We start from the raw sequence: 16647 nt of genomic DNA on the forward strand, positions 1-16647 counted from the left end.
GGACAGGTACCAGATGCAGCCCAAGACGGGTGATATCGTGTTTACCCGTCGGCGAGTTTCGTCTCCAGCCAATGTTCCAGCCAGTGGATGTTGTAGCTGCCTTTATGGATGTCTGCATCCTCGAGAAGGGCGTTGAACAGCGGGATAGTCGTGTCGACGCCATCCACGATAAGCTCGGACAGGGCGCGATTCAGACGGGCCAGCGCCTCGGGACGGTCGCGACCGTGCACGATCAGCTTGCCGATCAGGCTATCGTAATAGGGTGGGATCGAATATCCATCGTAGAGCGCTGAATCGATCCGTACCCCAAGACCACCCGGCGAGTGATACTGGGTGATCTTGCCCGGGCAGGGCGAAAAGTTCGGAAGCCGCTCTGCGTTGATGCGCACTTCGATCGCATGGCCGTTGATCTTGAGATCGTCCTGCGTGAAGGACATCGGCAGTCCAGCGGCCACGCGGATCTGTTCGCGTACAAGGTCGACCCCAAAGATCGCCTCGGTCACCGGGTGTTCAACCTGAAGCCGGGTATTCATCTCGATGAAGTAGAATTCACCGTTCTCATAGAGGAATTCGATCGTACCCGCGCCGGCATAGTTGATCTTGGCCACGGCGTCGGCGCAGACCTTGCCGATACGCGCGCGCTCTTCAACGGTGATGGTCGGACCGGGTGCCTCTTCGAAAACCTTTTGGTGACGTCGCTGCAGCGAACAGTCACGTTCGCCAAGGTGCACAGCCTTGCCCTTGCCGTCGCCGAACACCTGAATTTCGATGTGGCGCGGTGTCGTCAGGTATTTCTCGATGTAAACTTCGTCATTGCCGAAGTTCGATTTGCCTTCGGCGCGGGCGGTCTGAAAGGCGCGTTCCATGTCAGCGGCGCTTTGTGCCACTTTCATGCCCTTACCACCGCCACCGGCGGTTGCCTTGATGATGACCGGGTAGCCGATTTCGTCGCCGATTTTCTTGGCGGTCGCAAGATCGGGAACGCCGCCGTCACTGCCGGGTACGCAAGGCACGCCGAGCGCCTTCATCGTGTCCTTGGCGGTGATCTTGTCGCCCATGATGCGGATATGCTCGGCGGTCGGGCCGATAAAAGCGATGTCGTGGTCTTCGACGATCTGCACGAAATTGGCGTTCTCGGAGAGAAACCCATAGCCGGGGTGGATTGCCTGAGCGCCGGTGATTTCGCAGGCCGACATGATCGCCGGGATCGAGAGATAGCTTTGCGGGCTGGGCGGGGGGCCGATGCAGATCGATTCATCGGCCATGCGCACATGCATCGCGTCGCTGTCGGCAGTCGAATGCACCGCGACGGTGGCAATCCCCATTTCGCGGGCGGCACGTACTACGCGAAGGGCAATTTCCCCGCGGTTGGCAATCAGGATTTTATCAAACATCTGAATGCCTTATTCGATAATCACAAGGGGGGTTCCATATTCGATCGCGGCGCCGTCCTCGACGAGGATGCGCTTGATCGTACCGGCGCGGGGCGCGGGGATATGATTCATCGTCTTCATGGCTTCGACGATCAGCAGGGTGTCGCCTTCGGAAACGCTTGCGCCGACGCTGATGAATGCAGGCGCACCGGGTTCGGGCTGCATGTAGACCGTGCCGACCATGGGCGAGGTTACCGCGCCCGGATGGCTTGCGGGATCTTCGCTTGCTTCGGGGGCGGCAGGAGCTGCAGCCGGTGCAGCAGCGGATGCGCTGGCCGGAGCCGCGATGGGTGCCGGCGCAGGAGCGGCCACGGCGGCGGGAGCCGGTTGCATACGGCTGACGCGCACGTTCAGAGCATCGTCTTCGCCGTATTCGCGTTTTACTTGTAGCTCGGTCAGATCGTTTTCACGGAGCAATTCCGCGAGGGCTTTGATAAACGCCACATCCGAGTCGTGTTTCTGTTCTGTCATGGTTTCCTCGACCGGTTCTGCACGGCCTGTCTGGCGCGGGCCTTTCACTGATGCCCGCTTATAGGGCATGACCAAAGGGGTGAAAAGCGTCCTTGGCCCGGAATAAGTTTGCGCAACCATGAATTCGCGCAATTCAGGGCGGGGTGCTGCCAGCCTGAAAAGACCCGCTCGCGCCTGTGGCGCCGGGACAGTTCGGGCGAGAATTTCCTTGCGGGCGGGCGTGTTAACCATTCGTCCCGGTCGAGATCCGAGACATGCGTGTGACGGCCAAGGGTGTCAGCCTGGGCGTCATAAGTAGTCAATGTATTCTACCCGGGGCACCGTTCCTGTGCGCGTGATAAAGGAAACGGGTGACGCCCGGGTCGCCATTCGGCCGCAATATGACAGAGAAATAGTAAAGATTCGCTAGGTAAGTTCTTCGGCCTGCTGTTCCAGTATCTCCATGATTTTCCGCTGCATCGCGGTTGGAGGCGTGCTTTCCTCGCTGGAAGTGTCGCGCGAGCTAGCACTGTCGCTTTCTGACTTGGCAGAAGCCTCAGTCACTTTCTTGTCGGTGTCCGGCGGTGGCGCGTCAGCCGGTAAGCCTGCGGGATGGCCCGTAATCTGCGGGGCCACGATAGGAACGCCATACGATATTTGCATTTCATTGCTCCATCATCGGTTAGGAGCCCTCACCCGTTTGTTACTTTGACCGCAGGGAGTTAACGAAACGAAAATGGCGCCCCGCCAGGGACGCCGAAATGAGATGGATTTGATTATTAATCGAACCTGCTGACACTGCAGGACTGACTAAATTCAGATGGCGAGATATTCCTCGCGCAGTTCCTTGTTCTGAAGAACCTCGGCGGCGGAACCGTCGAAAACGACGCTGCCCGTGTCAAGGATAACGGATCGGTCAGCCAGTTCCAGCGCCCGCACGGCATTCTGTTCGACGATCACCGTGGTGATACCGAGTTCCTTGATGGTGATAAGGGTTTTCTCGATTTCATCCACGATCACCGGGGCGAGACCTTCGTAGGGTTCGTCGAGAAGCAGGACCTTGATGTCGCGGCAAAGCGCCCGGGCAATTGCGAGCATCTGCTGTTCGCCGCCCGAAAGCGTCACACCTTCCTGTCGGCGACGTTCGCCCAGACGGGGAAACAGGTCATAGACCCGTTCGATCGACCAGCCGATAGGGGGGGCAATCTGCGCCAATTGCAGGTTTTCCTCGACCGTGAGACCAGGAATGATCCGGCGATCCTCGGGTACGAGACCTAGTCCGGCGGTGGCCGCCTGATAGCTGGACATGCTGTGCAGGGGCTGGTGGTCCAGCCAGATCTCGCCCTTTTTGATTTCCGGATCGCCAAGCCGGGCAATCGCCCGTAGCGTCGATGTCTTGCCTGCACCGTTACGGCCCAGAAGGGCGAGGATCTCGCCTTCGTGGACGTTGAAGTTGACGCCTTGGACGATGTAGCTCTCGCCGTAATAGGCGTGCACGTCCCAGACCGAGAGGAAGGCGGGGGCGGTTTCTGCCTGATTGGCGTGTTTGGAAAAGTCCGGTTTGACGTTCATGAGGTCTTCTCCTTATGCGCTCTCGCCGAGGTAAGCTTCGCGTACCTTGGGGTGGCCCTTGATTTTTTCCGGTGTGTCTTCGACCAGCGGTGTGCCCTGCGCCAAAACGGTGATCCGCTGCGCGAGACTGAACACCACATGCATATCATGTTCAATGATGGCGATGGTAATGTCGCGTTCGGCACTGATCTGTTTGAGCAGGTCGATGGTGTTGTTGGTGTCTGCGCGCGCCATGCCCGCAGTCGGTTCGTCGAGCAAGAGGAGGCGCGGTTCCTGGCTGAGGCACATGCCAATTTCAAGCCGACGCTTGTCGCCGCGCGACATGGAGGCCGCGTGCATGTGCCGCTTGTCGGCCATGTTCATGTCGACCAGCATCTGTTCGGCCTTTTCCATGATGTCGCGTTGTTTTGACATGGACGCCAGCGCGTTCATCTCAAACGCCCCGTCACGCTTGGCAAAGCAAGGGATGAGCATGTTTTCCATCACTGTCAGATCGCCAAAGATCTCGGGCGTCTGAAACACGCGGCTGATCCCCATCTGGTTGATCTCGTAGGGGGCCCGGCCCAGCACCGACTGCCCGTCGAACATGACCGACCCGGTATCCGGGATCAGCTTGCCGACGAGGCAGTTGAGCAGGGTCGATTTACCTGCGCCGTTCGGGCCGATGATCGCGTGAACCGTGTTTTCCGCGACCGAGAGGTTGACGTTGCCAAGTGCCTGCAAACCGCCGAAGCGCTTGTTGACGTTCTTGATTTCAAGAATACCCATGATGCGCTCCTATTCGGCGGGAGAGGTTTTGCCGTCGGTCTTTTCGTCCGACGTCTTGGCCTTGCGACGGAACATCTTGCTGAGGCGCTGACCGCCTTCGACAAGACCGCCGGGCAGGAAGATCACGACCAGCATGAACAAAAGACCAAGCGTCAGGTGCCAGCCCTTGCCAATGAAGGGGTGGACGAGGAAGACGAGCAGGTCCTCGATGCCTTCCGGCATGAAAGAGAACCACTGGTGCAGGATCGAGTCGTTGATCTTCGAGAAGATGTTCTCGAAATACTTGATGAAACCCGCGCCCACGACCGGACCGATCAGGGTGCCCGCACCGCCCAGAATGGTCATCAGCACGACTTCACCACTTGCCGTCCATTGCATCCGTTCGGCCCCGGCCAGCGGGTCCATCGAGGCCATGAGTCCACCGGCAAGACCGGCATACATGCCCGAGATGACAAAGGCGGCCAGCGTGTAGGGGCGGGTATTGAGGCCGGTGTAGTTCATCCGCTGCTGGTTGGATTTGACCGCGCGCAGCATCATGCCGAAGGGCGAGCGGAAAATGCGGATCGACAGGTAGAAGGCCAGCATCATGATGATCGCGCAGACGTAGTAGCCGACCGAGAAGGTAAAGGCCCAGGGGCCAAGCGTCATGGTCACAGCGTCGTTCATCTCGGTCCCGAACAGGTTCGGGTATTGTGGCGCGTTTGCGCCGTCGAGGATGCGCGGATCGTCGAGGGCGATCTGGAGACCGGTTTCACCGTTGGTGACCGGCGTGAGCACCGAGTAGGCGAGGTTATAGGACATCTGCGCAAAGGCGAGCGTCAGGATCGAGAAGTAGATACCAGAGCGGCGCAGGGAGATATAGCCGATGACGACCGAGAACAGGCCTGCGACAATGACCGAAAGGACGATCGCGGGGATCACGTTCATGGTCAGCAGTTTCATCATCCAGACGGCGGAATAGCTGCCGACCCCGAGGAAGGCGGCGTGACCGAAGCTGAGATAGCCGGTCAGGCCGAAGAGGATGTTGAAGCCGATGGCAAAGATCCCGAAGATCACGAAACGCTGCATCAGGTCGGGATAGCCCGCGTTGAACTGTGCCATCGCGCTGTCGGTGGGAAACGGGTTCAGGATGAACGGTGCGAACAGGGTCAGGATGGCCACGATGATCAGCAGCGTCGTATCCTTGGCGGTGAGACCGAGCATGGGCTTATTCCTCCATCACGCCACGGCGACCCATCAGGCCACGCGGACGTGTCAGCAAGATAATGATGGCAACGAGGTAGATGATGATCTGGTCGATGCCGGGCAGGACGTTCTTGACCTCGTTCATCGAGGCGAAGCTTTCGAGAATACCAAGCAGGAAACCCGCCAGCACGGCGCCCGGCAGGGAGCCCATGCCGCCGACCACGACCACCACGAAGCTCAGCACGAGGAAGTCCATTCCCATATGATAGTTTGGGGAGTTGATCGGCGCGTACATGACACCTGCGAGGCCCGCCACGGCAGCCGCGATGCCGAACATGATAGTAAAGCGGCGGTTGATGTTGATGCCGAGTAGGCCGACCGTTTCACGATCTGCCATGCCCGCGCGCACAACCATGCCAAACGTGGTGAATTGCAGGAAGGCAAAGACCGCGCCGATGATCAGGGCGGAGAAGCCGAAATAGACCAGTCGCCAGTAGGGGTAGATGATGGCGTTCGGGTCGAACCCGAGCAGGACGCCGAAATCGAAGCTGCCACGAAAGGCTTCGGGGGCGGTCGTCGGGATCGGGTTGGCACCGTAGAAATACTTGATGATCTCCTGAAGCACGATGGCAAGACCGAAGGTCACGAGGATCTGGTCGGCGTGGGGGCGTTTGTAGAAATGCTTGATAAGGCCGCGCTCCATCAGAAAGCCAAGACCGACCATGATCGGAATCGCAAAGATGACGGCCAGCGGCACTGACCAATCGATCATCCAGGCGCCGAAACTTTCGCCGAACCAATCTTTTACGTAGAGGATGTCCTCGTATTTCGGGTTGCCGAGGAAATCGGTGCCCGTGGGCTCCGATGATTTATGGCTGAGGTTGAAGAGTTTGCTCAGCGTGACGGCGCAGAATGCGCCGATCATGAAGATCGCGCCATGAGCGAAGTTGACGACCCCCAACGTGCCGAAAATCAGCGTCAGGCCTAGCGCGATGAGCGCATAGGCGGACCCTTTGTCCAAGCCGTTGAGTAGTTGAAGGATGATGGCGTCCATGACGTTGCCCCCAATGGTTACTTATCATTGATCGCGCGGCAGGCGGCTTTCGCGCACAGCCCACCAGTCAGCGCGTCAGGGCGGGCTGAAACCCGCCCTGAACAATGCGATCCGGTTCTTATGCGCCGGGGTTGCACTGACCCAGTTCGCCACCGGCGAACATCGGGTGATCGGGCTCGTAGGTGACCTGCTCGACAGGTGTGACTTCGACGATTTCCACGAGGTTGAATTCGTCCTCGGGATCAGCCGCACCCTTCACGACGACAACGTCCTTGAAGCACTGGTGGTCTTCAGCACGATAGGATGTCGGACCATTGCCGAGGCCGTCGAATTCGTATCCCTCGAGCGCTTCCACGATTGCACAGGGGTTAAAGGTGCCTGCACGCTCGGCCGCGTCCGCGTAGAGCAGCGTCTGCGCATAGCAGGTCTGGGCGGCCTGCGACGGCGGGAAGCCGTATTTCTCGCCAAAGGATTTCACGAAGGCGTTGGTGCCAGCGTATTTGTCGCCCATTTCGTTTTCGAGTTTCCAGTCCCAGTTCTGGGAGCCGACGATGCCTGCGATGTTCTTGCCGGCACCTTTCGCCATCAGCTCGGAGTAGAGCGGAACGACAATCTCGAAGTTCTTGCCGTTGGCCTGCTTTTCACGCAGACCGAACTGGACGGCGTTGGTCAGCGAGTTGACCATGTTGCCGCCGTAGTGGTTGAGAACCAGCACGTCTGCGCCAGAGTTCAGCACCGGCGCGATGTAGGACGAGAAGTCCGTCGACGCCAGGGGCGTCAGCACGTTGTTGACGGTTTCCCAGCCCATTGCCTCGGTCGCGGCGGCGATGGATTCCTGCTGGGTCCAGCCCCAGGTGTAATCCGCCGTCAGGTGATAGGCGCGGCGGTCGTCGCCGTAGAGGTTCTTGAGAACCGGCGCCAGCGCGGCGGCCGACATATAGGCGTTGAAGAAGTGACGGAAACCGTTGGCCTTCTTATCTTTACCGGTGGTGTCGTTCGAATGGGTCAGGCCAGCCATGAAGATGACGCCTGCTTCTTGGCAGAGACCCTGAACCGCGACGGCCACACCCGAGGACGAACCGCCGGAAATCATGATCGCACCGTCTTTTTCGATCATCGACTTGGCGGATGCGCGGGCTGCGTCCGATTTCGTTTGCGTATCGCCGGTGACAAATTCGACTTTCTTGCCGAGGATGCCGCTGCCGCTGAGCGACTTGGAGCTGAAGGTATTCAGCATGCCGCCGTCGCCTTCGCCGTTGAGATGCTCGACCGCCAGTTCAAAGGCGCGCAGTTCGTCAGCGCCCTCGTCGGCATAGGGGCCGGTCTGGGGTACGTTGAAACCAAGTGTAACCGTGCTGCCCGTAGGGGCGTTCAAATAACCGCTTTCCTGAGCGCGCAGGTATGTCGGCAGAGCAAAGCCAGCGCCGGCTATAGCGCCGGTTCTCAGCACGCCCCGACGTGTGACATCATATTTGGACATGAATATCCTCCCTTTTCGAAAAACGCATCGCGACGCTCCTCAACGAACGCGACACAGGCACGTATGTGCAAATCAAATAAGAGGACAGTTCCGAAAACTTCGCAATAAGCCCCTTGTTGTGAACGATAATTTTGTCAATAAATGTACATAGGCGGCGCGCTTCTTGTAAAATTAGTTATGTTGCGATGCAGAAACCCTTTGAAATTGCCTGACAAAGCGGGGGAGCAAGTGTGGCAAGAGACACCCTGACGGGCGGACGTATCCGCGAGAGACGGCTGATCGCGGGTATGCGTCAGGCCGAACTGGCGCGAGAGGCGGGGATTTCGGCCTCGTATCTCAATCTGATCGAACACAACCGGCGCAGAATCGGTGGCAAACTACTTGTCAATATAGCCCATGTACTGGGGGTCGAACCCTCTATGCTCTCGGAAGGGGCGGAGGCTGCGCTGATCTCGACCCTGCGTGAGGCGGCCGCAGATGCGGACAAGGTGCAGGCGGAAACCGAAAGGGTCGATGAATTTGCGGGGCGGTTTCCGGGCTGGGCGCAGGTTCTTGCGCAGTCGCACCGCAGGATCGCGTCGCTTGAGCGTACCGTCGATATCCTGTCGGACCGGTTATCGCATGACCCGGACCTTGCCGCTTCGCTGCACGAGGTGCTTTCAACTGCGGCGTCGATCCGGTCGACGGCTTCGATCCTTGCCGAAACAGGCGATCTAGAGCCGAAATGGCGTGACCGTTTTCACCGCAACCTGAACGAAGACAGCCTGCGACTGGCCGAAAGCAGCAAGACACTGGTTTCCTATCTGGATGAAAGCGACAGGAGCGAGAACCCCGGCAGTATCCCCCGCGAAGAAGCCGAAGCATTCTGTGCCGCGCAGGGCTATCATTTTCCGGAACTGGAAGAAGGGCTCAAGACGCCGGAAGAATTGGTCGAGGGACGATCCGAACTGGCCTCGCGCGCGTCGCGACGGATTGCGGTGGATTTCCTGAGACAATACCGCTCGGACGCGCTTGCCTTGCCGCTGAAGCCGTTTTCCGAAGCCTGCGCAAAGTTGGGGCCCGATCCTGCGCAACTGGCGGGTGAATTCGGGGCCGACATACCCGAAGTCTTGCGACGCATTGCAGCTATGCCCGAAACGGTTGTGCCACAGGGGGCGGGGCTGGTGATTTGTGACAGCTCCGGCGGCATGTTGCTGCGCAAAAACGTCGAGGGGTTCGCCATGCCGCGTTTCGGCGTGCCTTGCCCGCTCTGGCCCTTGTTCCTTGCGCTGAACCGCCCCTTGGTCGCCTTGCGGCGGGATGTGGTTCAGGCAGGAAGAGGCGGAGCCGGATTTACCTGCTACGCCCAGTCCTGGCCTGTGAACACGCCTGACCTGACGGAAAATCCCTTGTACCATTCTGTAATGCTCATCTTGCCAAAGCCCGGCGACGAGGAGCCGGCAAGCGGTGCGGTTCGACTGGGAAGTACATGTCGCGTCTGCCCGAGACAGCGCTGCATTGCGCGACGTGAACCTTCGGTTTTGCGTCAAGACTTTTGACAAGCCCGAGGAAGCTTGCCTAGAGTTGCAGGAAAAACGGCAATTTATTGCTTGATCGGCGCAGATCTGCGCAGCACTTGGGGAGGAGTGACGATCAATGAGCCGAAGAGTTTTGCTGATCGAGGATGAGCCAAACATCATCGAAGCGATACGTTTCCTGCTGACGCGGGACGGATGGAACGTGAACACGCATTCCGACGGGACGGATGCTGTGGAAGTGGTGCAAGAAGCCAAACCTGATCTTGTCATCCTTGACATGATGCTGCCCGGCAGAAGCGGCATGGATATTCTGCGGGACCTGCGCGAGATCGTCGAACTGGCCGGTCTGCCTGTGCTTATGCTGACAGCGCGGGGTCAATCGCGGGACCGGGATATGGCTGAAAAGGCAGGGGTCAGCCGTTTCATGACGAAACCCTTTTCGAATACCGAAGTCCTGACGGCGGTTCGCGATCTTGTGGCGCAGGCTTCTCGTTCATGAGTGAGCGGCGGGGAGGCGAGACACCCCGGGGGCCGACGCTGTTTCTCGAACGGCAGAGCTACCGCCGCCGCCGCCTAAGCGAAGTCGCGCGGCTGATGCCGATATTCGGCGCCGGGTTGTTCATGGTGCCACTGCTTTGGCCGGTGGGGGACGAGAGCGAAAAGGTCCAGACCTCGAGCGCGATACTCTATCTGTTCGGCGTCTGGGGCGGCTTGATCCTTGCCATCGCGCTGTTTGGTCTTGTGACAAGGAGCTGGGCGAAGTCGGACCAACGTGAGATCGACTGATGGCGTCGCTGAACCTGCTGCTATCGGTCTGCTTTTGCTACGTAATCCTGCTTTTTCTCGTGGCCTTCGTGGCCGACCGGCTGGCCGCGCGCGGGCGCAGCACCTGGCTGCGTTCGCCCTTGATCTACACCCTGTCGCTATCGATCTATTGTACCGCCTGGACGTTTTATGGGGCGGTTGGATATGCCGCCCGGTCCGGGTTGGAATTCGTCACGATCTATCTTGGTCCCACATTGGTGATGATCGGATGGTGGTGGGGACTGCGTAAATTGGTCCGGATCGGGCGTAGCCACAGGGTGACGTCCATCGCCGACCTGTTGTCGTCACGGTATGGCAAGTCAAACACGCTTGCCATTGGGGTCACGATCCTCGCCGTGATCGGGGTGACGCCGTATATTTCGCTTCAATTGCAATCAATTACCCTCTCGTTTTCGATTTTCGCCGATGCTGATCCAGGCTCGGATGACAGGGTGGGGGCTACCGTCATCTGGGTGGCGGCGGGACTGGCGGTTTTCGCAATCCTGTTCGGTACACGTAATCTTGACGCAAATGAACGCCACCATGGCGTCGTCATGGCAATCGCCATCGAAGCGGTGGTAAAGCTCGTGGCCCTGCTTGCGGTCGGTGTTTTTGTCGTCTGGCAGGTTTCCGGAGGGATAGAGGCGACCATGGCGCGCATCGATGCCTCGGAGATTGGCCGCTGGCAGGTGGACGGTGGGCGCTGGGCGTCTATCACCTTTCTCGCGGCGGCAGCCTTTGTTTGCCTGCCGCGCATGTTCCAGGTCATGGTGGTCGAAAACGATGACGAACGGCATCTGAGAACGGCGGCCTGGGCTTTTCCGCTTTACCTTTTGCTGATGAGCCTTTTTGTCGTGCCGATTGCGGCTATCGGACTTGAGCTGATGCCGGCCGGGTCGAACCCGGACCTGTTTGTGCTGACCATTCCGCTGAGCCAGGGCAGGGAAGGTCTTGCCATGTTGTCCTTCCTCGGCGGGTTTTCTTCGGCCACATCGATGGTGATCGTGGCGGCGATGGCGCTTTCGACGATGGTGTCGAACCAGATCGTCATGCCGATCTGGCTGTCGTCACAGACCCAGCAGGCGTCCCAGTCCGGCGACGTTCGCAAGATCGTGCTCTTGTCCCGCCGGGTTTCCATTGGCGCGATCATGGTGCTGGGCGTTGCCTATTACGAAATGTCGGGCGGCGGCGCGGCGCTGGCGTCGATCGGGCTGATTTCTTTTGCCGGGATCGCGCAGATATTGCCGGCATTGGTGGGCGGGCTGTTTTGGCGCGGTGCAACCCGGCTTGGCGCTATTGCGGGGCTGAGCGTCGGGTTCGGCATCTGGATGTTCTCTCTGCTCTTGCCGGGGCTCGGATCGGGGCTCATTCCTCAGCATGTGATGGAGCAAGGGCTGTTCGGCATCGCAGCCCTGCGACCCCATGCGCTGTTTTCAATCACGGGAATGGATCCAATCGAGCATTGCGTGCTCTGGAGCCTGACGCTGAACACGCTGGCATTTTTTATCGTGTCGGTCGCGAGTTTCCCGAACCCGGTTGAGCGCCTTCAGGGGGCGCAGTTCGTCAATGTCTTTGAACATTCCGCCGGTCCCCGGGGCTGGACCGGCTCAGTGGCGCAGAGCGAGGATCTGATGGTCATGACACAGCGTATTCTGGGTACGCAGGATGCGCGCGATCTGTTTCAACGCGAAGCTGCCCTTCAAGGGGAGTATGGGCAACTCCCTGAACCGACGCCGGAATTTCTTGAACGGCTTGAGCGACAGCTGGCCGGATCTGTCGGGGCGGCTACCGCCCACGCGATGATCGGTCAGATTGTAGGGGGAAGCTCTGTCTCGGTGCAGGATCTTCTGGCCGTGGCGGATGAATCCGCGCAGATGCTGGAGTATTCGTCGCAGCTTGAAGCGCAGTCCGAGGAATTGAGCCGTACAGCTCGAAAGTTGAGAGAAGCGAATGAAAAGCTCACGCAGATATCGCTTCAGAAGGACACATTCCTGAGCCAGGTGAGCCACGAATTGCGCACGCCGATGACGTCGATCAGGGCCTTTTCGGAAATTCTGCGAGACGCGTCCGATCTCGGCGAGGCGGACAAACGGAAATACGCGACGATCATCCATGACGAAGCGCTGCGACTGACCCGGCTTCTGAACGATCTGCTTGATCTCAGCGTTCTGGAAAGCGGGCAGGTCAGCCTTAATATGCGACCGGGGAACGTGAAGGATGTTCTCGACCATTCCATCGTTTCGGCCCTCGCCGGGGCGGACGGCAGCCTTGACGTCGTACGCGATGAAGCGTCTGAGCGTATTCCGCTTTATTCGGATTTGGACCGTTTGGCACAGGTTTTCATCAACCTAATCACGAATGCCCTGAAATACTGCGATGCCGGTCAGCCGCAGTTGAGGATCACGGCAAGGACGGCAGGGGACAATGTGGTCGTGGACATGGTTGACAACGGATCGGGCATCCCGACCGAAGCGCAGGCGATGGTCTTTGAGAAATTCGCCCGGGTAAGCGCTGAGAAAGCGGGCGGCGCGGGTTTAGGGCTCGCCATTTGCCGGGAGATCATGCAGCGCCTCGGCGGGGATGTCGTGTATTTGGCGGGACAGTCGGGGGCGGGCTTTCGGGTGACGTTGCCGACAAAGGGAGAAATCAAAGGATGAAGAGGGCGTTGTAAAGTTAATGGTAACGATACCTGCTTAGACCCGGTGGCGGGGTAACGGCAATCGGCAGGTCGGAGGCAATGACAGCCACACCAGAGTCAGTCATTCATCGCAAAGTTGCCGCGGGGCGCGACGATCCCAAGGTTGAGGGGCGCACCGCTTTACGAGCTCTGCGGCTTGGGCTTGCGCGGGCGGCTCGGGATGAGTTTGGGTTGCCCATCGCCATCATCGGCGCGACACAGGCCCGTGCCGCGCAGGAGAATCTTGGCGATCATGTGGATGAAGAACGCATGTTGCTGCTTCTTGACGGGCCGATGGGGGCGACCGGTGCCATCTGCGTCGACCGGAGCAGTCTTGCCGCGTTGACTCAGCAACAGACCATGGGCAGGGTAACGAATGCGGATCCGGGCGAGCGACCCTTTACCGGCACCGACGCGGCCATGATGGCGCCTCTGGTGGACGCACTGATAAAGCGTTCCGCAGATCTTTGTGATTTCGAGCCCGACAAAAAGTGCCTCGAGGGGTTTCGCTTTGGCGCGATGACAGCCAATCTCCGCTCCCTCACCTTGGCCGTTGATGCCGAAAAATTCCGCATTTTCGAACTTCAGCTCGACTTCGCTGCCGGTGTGCGCCAGGGCGCGATGACCCTGATACTGCCGGACGAAGTTGAAACAGCGCAGAAAGACGTAACGTCCGAACCTGCCGTGTCTGCAAAAATGGAACGTGCAGTAGGAGCCGCGACCGCAGAATTGAATGTGGTGATCGCCCGCCTCAAACTTTCGCTCAAGGAACTGAACGAGCTGAAGCCGGACGATCTTATTCCGTTGGTCGATCCGCGCATGGAAGCGGTGGAACTGCTGAGTATCGAAGGCAATAAGATTGCGACGGCTCATCTGGGCCAGGCGGGCGGGTGGAAAGCTGTCCGGATCAACTGTCCGTCACAGCAGCAGTTGCGCCAAATCGAAGAGGGTCCCGGTTTTGAAGCCGACAACCTGATGGCCGGTGGGGACAATCTTGGGGTAACGCTGGACATGCCGACGCTGCCGGATTTTCCGGGCACAGTCGAAGAGGGCGGATTTGGCGGTCTGGCGGACCTGCCGGAAACTGATGCGATGCCGTCCATGCCCGAGATGCCGCCGATGGGAAACCTGCCCGAGCCGGGCAGCCCACCTTCAATACCGGAAGAGATGGATTTTCCGCCAATGGCGGGTTTCGACGATGATGCGGATTTGCCCGATATGAGCACCGAAGATGCCGCCGCCGAAATATCAGCGCTCGCGGGACTGCCTCTGGACGAGGAAGACGCTCCGCCCGAGATCAAATTCCCCGATATTTAGACTGGCCTAAGCCTTGCTCTGGGCGATCTGGTCCAGCATTGGGCGCAGATGATCAAGCTGGTAGCCAGCGTTGCTCGTCGCCGACAGGATTTCGTCCGTCGGGCGGGTGCCTGCCTGACTAAGCGCCCAGATCACCGAGCATCTGGTGCCGGACGCGCAATAAGCCAGAACGGGGCCTTCCGATGCTTCGATCATGGCGCGTTGCCGCGCCACGTTTTCTGGGGTCATCGTCTGGTGGGTCAGTTCGAGAACCTCGAACTTGAGCCCTGCCGCTTCGGCCGCCGCTTTTACGGCCGCCGACTGATGCGAAGGAGGCACTTCGCCATCGGGCCGGTTGCAGATGATCGTGCTGTATCCAGCGTCCGCGATAGCCTGAGCTTCCTCGGGATCGATCTGCGGAGAAACATGATAGCGGTCGGTGATTTTGCGTGCATCCATGGCGTCGATCCTTACGCTGCGGCGGAACGGCTGTCCAGATACCGCGACGCGGTCGGAGCGAGGCGCATTCCGATCAGCATTGCAGCCAGAAACAGGAACCCGCCTGTGCCGCCATAGGAGAGGGAAGCGATGGCCGGTCCGGGGCAAAGCCCCGCGAGACCCCAGCCAAGTCCGAAGAGAACGGAACCGGTGATCAGGCGACGGTCAAATTCAGTCGCAGGCATTTCCGGAAAAGACCCGCCAATGACCGGCGTGCGGGATTTGGTCATCTGCCAGGCAATCGCCATGGGAATCATCGCGCCGCCCATCACGAAGGCAAGCGTGGGGTCCCAGTTGCCAAACAGGTCGAGAAAGCCCTGCACCTTGTTCGTGTTGGTCATGCCGGAAAGCAGGAGGCCGGCACCGAACAGCCCGCCCGAGAGTATTGCGAATAAAATGCGCATCAGATGATCTCCAGAACATGACGGAAGAGGGCAACGCTCGCGATGCCGGAGGCCATGAACACCAATGTGGCGACGATCCCGCGGGGAGAGAGACGCGACATGCCGCAGACGCCGTGCCCGGAGGTGCATCCGTTCGCGATTCTCGTACCGAGTCCCACCAGAAGTCCGGCCACGGCGATGATCACCCAGTCACTCGTGAGATGCGTCTCAGTCCCGGGAAGCCAGATCAGGGCGATCACAGCGGGAACTGCGATCATGGCCGCGACAAAGGCGGCGGCCTCGAATGCCTGAGATCCCTTCGCATCGACAATTCTGCCGATGATGCCGCTGGCGCCCATGATGCGGCCGTTGCCCAGGAGGTAAAGAGCGCCAGCAGCGCCTATCATCAGGCCGCCCAAAAGGCCCCAGATCCAGTCCATAAACATGATCGCACTTTCCAGTTAATCGCGCTCAAAGCTTGTTCAGCGGCAGTTTTAGCATGATGTCGCCATTCGGTTCGGGCTCTGGCATGTTGCCCGCCCGCATGTTGACCTGAATCGAAGGCAGGATCAGGCGGGGCATGCCCAACGTCGCATCCCGGTCGTCGCGCAGTTTCCTGAAATCTTCCAGTTTGCGGCCATGCCCGATGTGGATGTTCAGCTCTTTCTGCTCACCCACCGTTGTTTCCCAGGCATAGTGATCCCGTCCCTGCGCCTTGTAGTCATGGCCCACGAAGATCCGGGTTTCATCCGGAAGAGCGAGGATCTTCTGGATCGAATTGTACAGCGTTTCCGAGGAGCCGCCTGGAAAGTCGCATCGCGCCGTTCCGAAATCGGGCATGAACAGGGTATCGCCGACAAAGGCGGCGTCACCGATCACATAGGTCAGGCAGGCGGGGGTGTGGCCGGGCGTATGGAGCACATCGCCCCGCATCTGGCCAATGTGGAAACTGTCGCCATCTTCGAACAGCTGGTCGAATTGCGAACCGTCACGCTGGAATTCGGTGCCTTCGTTGAAAACCTTGCCAAAGGTTTCCTGAACCGTGGTGATGTTGGCGCCGATACCGATCTTTCCGCCGAGCTTTTCCTGAAGATAGGGGGCGGCGGACAGGTGGTCGGCGTGAACATGGCTTTCGAGGATCCATTCAGTCGACAGATCATTACTGCGCACGAATTCGATAATCTTGTCAGCCGAGCTGGTGTCCGTCCGGGCCGCCGCATTGTCGAAATCGAGCACGCTGTCGATGATCGCACAGGCGCTGCCACTCCGGTCGCGAACCACGTAAGATACTGTGTTTGTTGCTTCGTCAAAAAAGGCGGTAACGTCAGGTTTCATGAGCGATCTCCATCTTTCGTCAAACATATATCATTTTATGAATATGTTTCAACCATGATTCGGCGTGTGGTGAAAATTTAACGGCTGACGCGGGGTGGCGTCACCTCGCGAGTTCTGATTAAGGGTCTGTAAACACTTTGTAGTATATCGCCTTATAGCCGGGATTTCGCCGATGTGCAGCGAGTCACAAATCAA

The 16647-nt window shown here is 59.1% G+C and carries 17 protein-coding genes; 5 read left to right on the top strand and 12 right to left on the bottom strand.

Features of this window, described 5'->3' with window-relative positions:
• Positions 1 to 41: 41 nt before the first annotated feature.
• From accC to ACU0FH_RS13075, 8 genes are all read right to left on the bottom strand, one after another.
• Complete coding sequence (gene accC / locus ACU0FH_RS13040) at positions 42 to 1394, bottom strand: acetyl-CoA carboxylase biotin carboxylase subunit (protein WP_446195063.1); 1353 nt, start codon at positions 1392 to 1394, stop codon at positions 42 to 44.
• A gap of 9 nt (positions 1395 to 1403) precedes the next feature.
• The gene (gene accB / locus ACU0FH_RS13045; protein WP_238369545.1) at positions 1404 to 1904 is read right to left on the bottom strand and encodes an acetyl-CoA carboxylase biotin carboxyl carrier protein; all 501 of its coding nucleotides are present in this window, start codon (positions 1902 to 1904) and stop codon (positions 1404 to 1406) included.
• Between the two features lie 405 nt (positions 1905 to 2309).
• Entirely contained in the window at positions 2310 to 2546 is a 237-nt protein-coding gene (locus ACU0FH_RS13050) for a hypothetical protein (RefSeq protein WP_238369384.1), read from the bottom strand.
• Between the two features lie 153 nt (positions 2547 to 2699).
• Positions 2700 to 3455, bottom strand: coding sequence for an ABC transporter ATP-binding protein (locus ACU0FH_RS13055; protein ID WP_238369383.1), 756 nt, complete (start codon positions 3453 to 3455; stop codon positions 2700 to 2702).
• Between the two features lie 12 nt (positions 3456 to 3467).
• Positions 3468 to 4223: an ABC transporter ATP-binding protein gene (locus tag ACU0FH_RS13060; RefSeq protein ID WP_446195064.1), complete on the bottom strand. Its 756-nt coding sequence runs from the start codon at positions 4221 to 4223 to the stop codon at positions 3468 to 3470.
• Positions 4224 to 4232: 9 nt separating this feature from the next.
• A complete protein-coding gene (locus ACU0FH_RS13065) occupies positions 4233 to 5426 on the bottom strand; it encodes a branched-chain amino acid ABC transporter permease (RefSeq protein ID WP_446195065.1) in 1194 nt (397 codons plus the stop codon).
• 4 nt (positions 5427 to 5430) lie between these two features.
• A complete protein-coding gene (locus tag ACU0FH_RS13070; protein ID WP_446195066.1) occupies positions 5431 to 6462 on the bottom strand; it encodes a branched-chain amino acid ABC transporter permease in 1032 nt (343 codons plus the stop codon).
• Between the two features lie 118 nt (positions 6463 to 6580).
• Positions 6581 to 7942, bottom strand: coding sequence for a substrate-binding protein (locus ACU0FH_RS13075; protein WP_238369379.1), 1362 nt, complete (start codon positions 7940 to 7942; stop codon positions 6581 to 6583).
• A 230-nt stretch (positions 7943 to 8172) separates the two neighbouring features.
• Here ACU0FH_RS13075 and ACU0FH_RS13080 point away from each other — a divergent pair, with 230 nt between their 5' ends.
• The 5 genes from ACU0FH_RS13080 (at position 8173) to ACU0FH_RS13100 (ending at position 14257) form a co-directional block, all read left to right on the top strand.
• The gene (locus tag ACU0FH_RS13080) at positions 8173 to 9480 is read left to right on the top strand and encodes a helix-turn-helix domain-containing protein (protein ID WP_446195067.1); all 1308 of its coding nucleotides are present in this window, start codon (positions 8173 to 8175) and stop codon (positions 9478 to 9480) included.
• Positions 9481 to 9577: 97 nt separating this feature from the next.
• Positions 9578 to 9958 (top strand): response regulator transcription factor, encoded by a 381-nt coding sequence (locus tag ACU0FH_RS13085; RefSeq protein ID WP_446195068.1) that lies wholly within the window; start codon positions 9578 to 9580, stop codon positions 9956 to 9958.
• A complete protein-coding gene (locus tag ACU0FH_RS13090; protein WP_238369376.1) occupies positions 9955 to 10245 on the top strand; it encodes a hypothetical protein in 291 nt (96 codons plus the stop codon). Before ACU0FH_RS13085 ends, ACU0FH_RS13090 begins: the two co-directional genes overlap by 4 nt.
• On the top strand, positions 10245 to 12920 hold the full coding sequence (locus ACU0FH_RS13095; RefSeq protein ID WP_446195069.1) for an ATP-binding protein: 2676 nt from the start codon (positions 10245 to 10247) through the stop codon (positions 12918 to 12920). Before ACU0FH_RS13090 ends, ACU0FH_RS13095 begins: the two co-directional genes overlap by 1 nt.
• Before the next feature lie 80 nt (positions 12921 to 13000).
• Positions 13001 to 14257: a FliM/FliN family flagellar motor C-terminal domain-containing protein gene (locus ACU0FH_RS13100; protein ID WP_446195070.1), complete on the top strand. Its 1257-nt coding sequence runs from the start codon at positions 13001 to 13003 to the stop codon at positions 14255 to 14257.
• Between the two features lie 6 nt (positions 14258 to 14263).
• On the opposite strand, the gene ACU0FH_RS13105 is transcribed toward ACU0FH_RS13100, so the two are convergent.
• The 4 genes from ACU0FH_RS13105 to ACU0FH_RS13120 are packed head-to-tail and all read right to left on the bottom strand — an operon-like array spanning position 14264 to position 16452.
• Positions 14264 to 14695 (bottom strand): TIGR01244 family sulfur transferase, encoded by a 432-nt coding sequence (locus ACU0FH_RS13105; RefSeq protein ID WP_446195071.1) that lies wholly within the window; start codon positions 14693 to 14695, stop codon positions 14264 to 14266.
• A gap of 11 nt (positions 14696 to 14706) precedes the next feature.
• Complete coding sequence (locus ACU0FH_RS13110; protein WP_446195072.1) at positions 14707 to 15138, bottom strand: DUF6691 family protein; 432 nt, start codon at positions 15136 to 15138, stop codon at positions 14707 to 14709.
• The gene (locus ACU0FH_RS13115; protein ID WP_446195073.1) at positions 15138 to 15563 is read right to left on the bottom strand and encodes a YeeE/YedE family protein; all 426 of its coding nucleotides are present in this window, start codon (positions 15561 to 15563) and stop codon (positions 15138 to 15140) included. The genes ACU0FH_RS13110 and ACU0FH_RS13115 overlap by 1 nt, the downstream gene beginning before the upstream one ends.
• 25 nt (positions 15564 to 15588) lie before the next feature.
• On the bottom strand, positions 15589 to 16452 hold the full coding sequence (locus tag ACU0FH_RS13120) for an MBL fold metallo-hydrolase (protein WP_446195076.1): 864 nt from the start codon (positions 16450 to 16452) through the stop codon (positions 15589 to 15591).
• Positions 16453 to 16647: the final 195 nt, after the last annotated feature.

The sequence above is a fragment of the Heliomarina sp. genome (genome assembly GCF_052826185.1).

What these genes read in the sequence shown, in the direction of transcription:
- accC (WP_446195063.1), bottom strand. Translation starts at nt 1,394, where the DNA reads ATGTTTGATAAAATCCTGATTGCCAACCGCGGGGAAATTGCCCTTCGC.
- accB (WP_238369545.1), bottom strand. Translation starts at nt 1,904, where the DNA reads ATGACAGAACAGAAACACGACTCGGATGTGGCGTTTATCAAAGCCCTC.
- ACU0FH_RS13050 (WP_238369384.1), bottom strand. Translation starts at nt 2,546, where the DNA reads ATGCAAATATCGTATGGCGTTCCTATCGTGGCCCCGCAGATTACGGGC.
- ACU0FH_RS13055 (WP_238369383.1), bottom strand. Translation starts at nt 3,455, where the DNA reads ATGAACGTCAAACCGGACTTTTCCAAACACGCCAATCAGGCAGAAACC.
- ACU0FH_RS13060 (WP_446195064.1), bottom strand. Translation starts at nt 4,223, where the DNA reads ATGGGTATTCTTGAAATCAAGAACGTCAACAAGCGCTTCGGCGGTTTG.
- ACU0FH_RS13065 (WP_446195065.1), bottom strand. Translation starts at nt 5,426, where the DNA reads ATGCTCGGTCTCACCGCCAAGGATACGACGCTGCTGATCATCGTGGCC.
- ACU0FH_RS13070 (WP_446195066.1), bottom strand. Translation starts at nt 6,462, where the DNA reads ATGGACGCCATCATCCTTCAACTACTCAACGGCTTGGACAAAGGGTCC.
- ACU0FH_RS13075 (WP_238369379.1), bottom strand. Translation starts at nt 7,942, where the DNA reads ATGTCCAAATATGATGTCACACGTCGGGGCGTGCTGAGAACCGGCGCT.
- ACU0FH_RS13085 (WP_446195068.1), top strand. Translation starts at nt 9,578, where the DNA reads ATGAGCCGAAGAGTTTTGCTGATCGAGGATGAGCCAAACATCATCGAA.
- ACU0FH_RS13090 (WP_238369376.1), top strand. Translation starts at nt 9,955, where the DNA reads ATGAGTGAGCGGCGGGGAGGCGAGACACCCCGGGGGCCGACGCTGTTT.
- ACU0FH_RS13095 (WP_446195069.1), top strand. Translation starts at nt 10,245, where the DNA reads ATGGCGTCGCTGAACCTGCTGCTATCGGTCTGCTTTTGCTACGTAATC.
- ACU0FH_RS13100 (WP_446195070.1), top strand. Translation starts at nt 13,001, where the DNA reads ATGACAGCCACACCAGAGTCAGTCATTCATCGCAAAGTTGCCGCGGGG.
- ACU0FH_RS13105 (WP_446195071.1), bottom strand. Translation starts at nt 14,695, where the DNA reads ATGGATGCACGCAAAATCACCGACCGCTATCATGTTTCTCCGCAGATC.
- ACU0FH_RS13110 (WP_446195072.1), bottom strand. Translation starts at nt 15,138, where the DNA reads ATGCGCATTTTATTCGCAATACTCTCGGGCGGGCTGTTCGGTGCCGGC.
- ACU0FH_RS13115 (WP_446195073.1), bottom strand. Translation starts at nt 15,563, where the DNA reads ATGTTTATGGACTGGATCTGGGGCCTTTTGGGCGGCCTGATGATAGGC.
- ACU0FH_RS13120 (WP_446195076.1), bottom strand. Translation starts at nt 16,452, where the DNA reads ATGAAACCTGACGTTACCGCCTTTTTTGACGAAGCAACAAACACAGTA.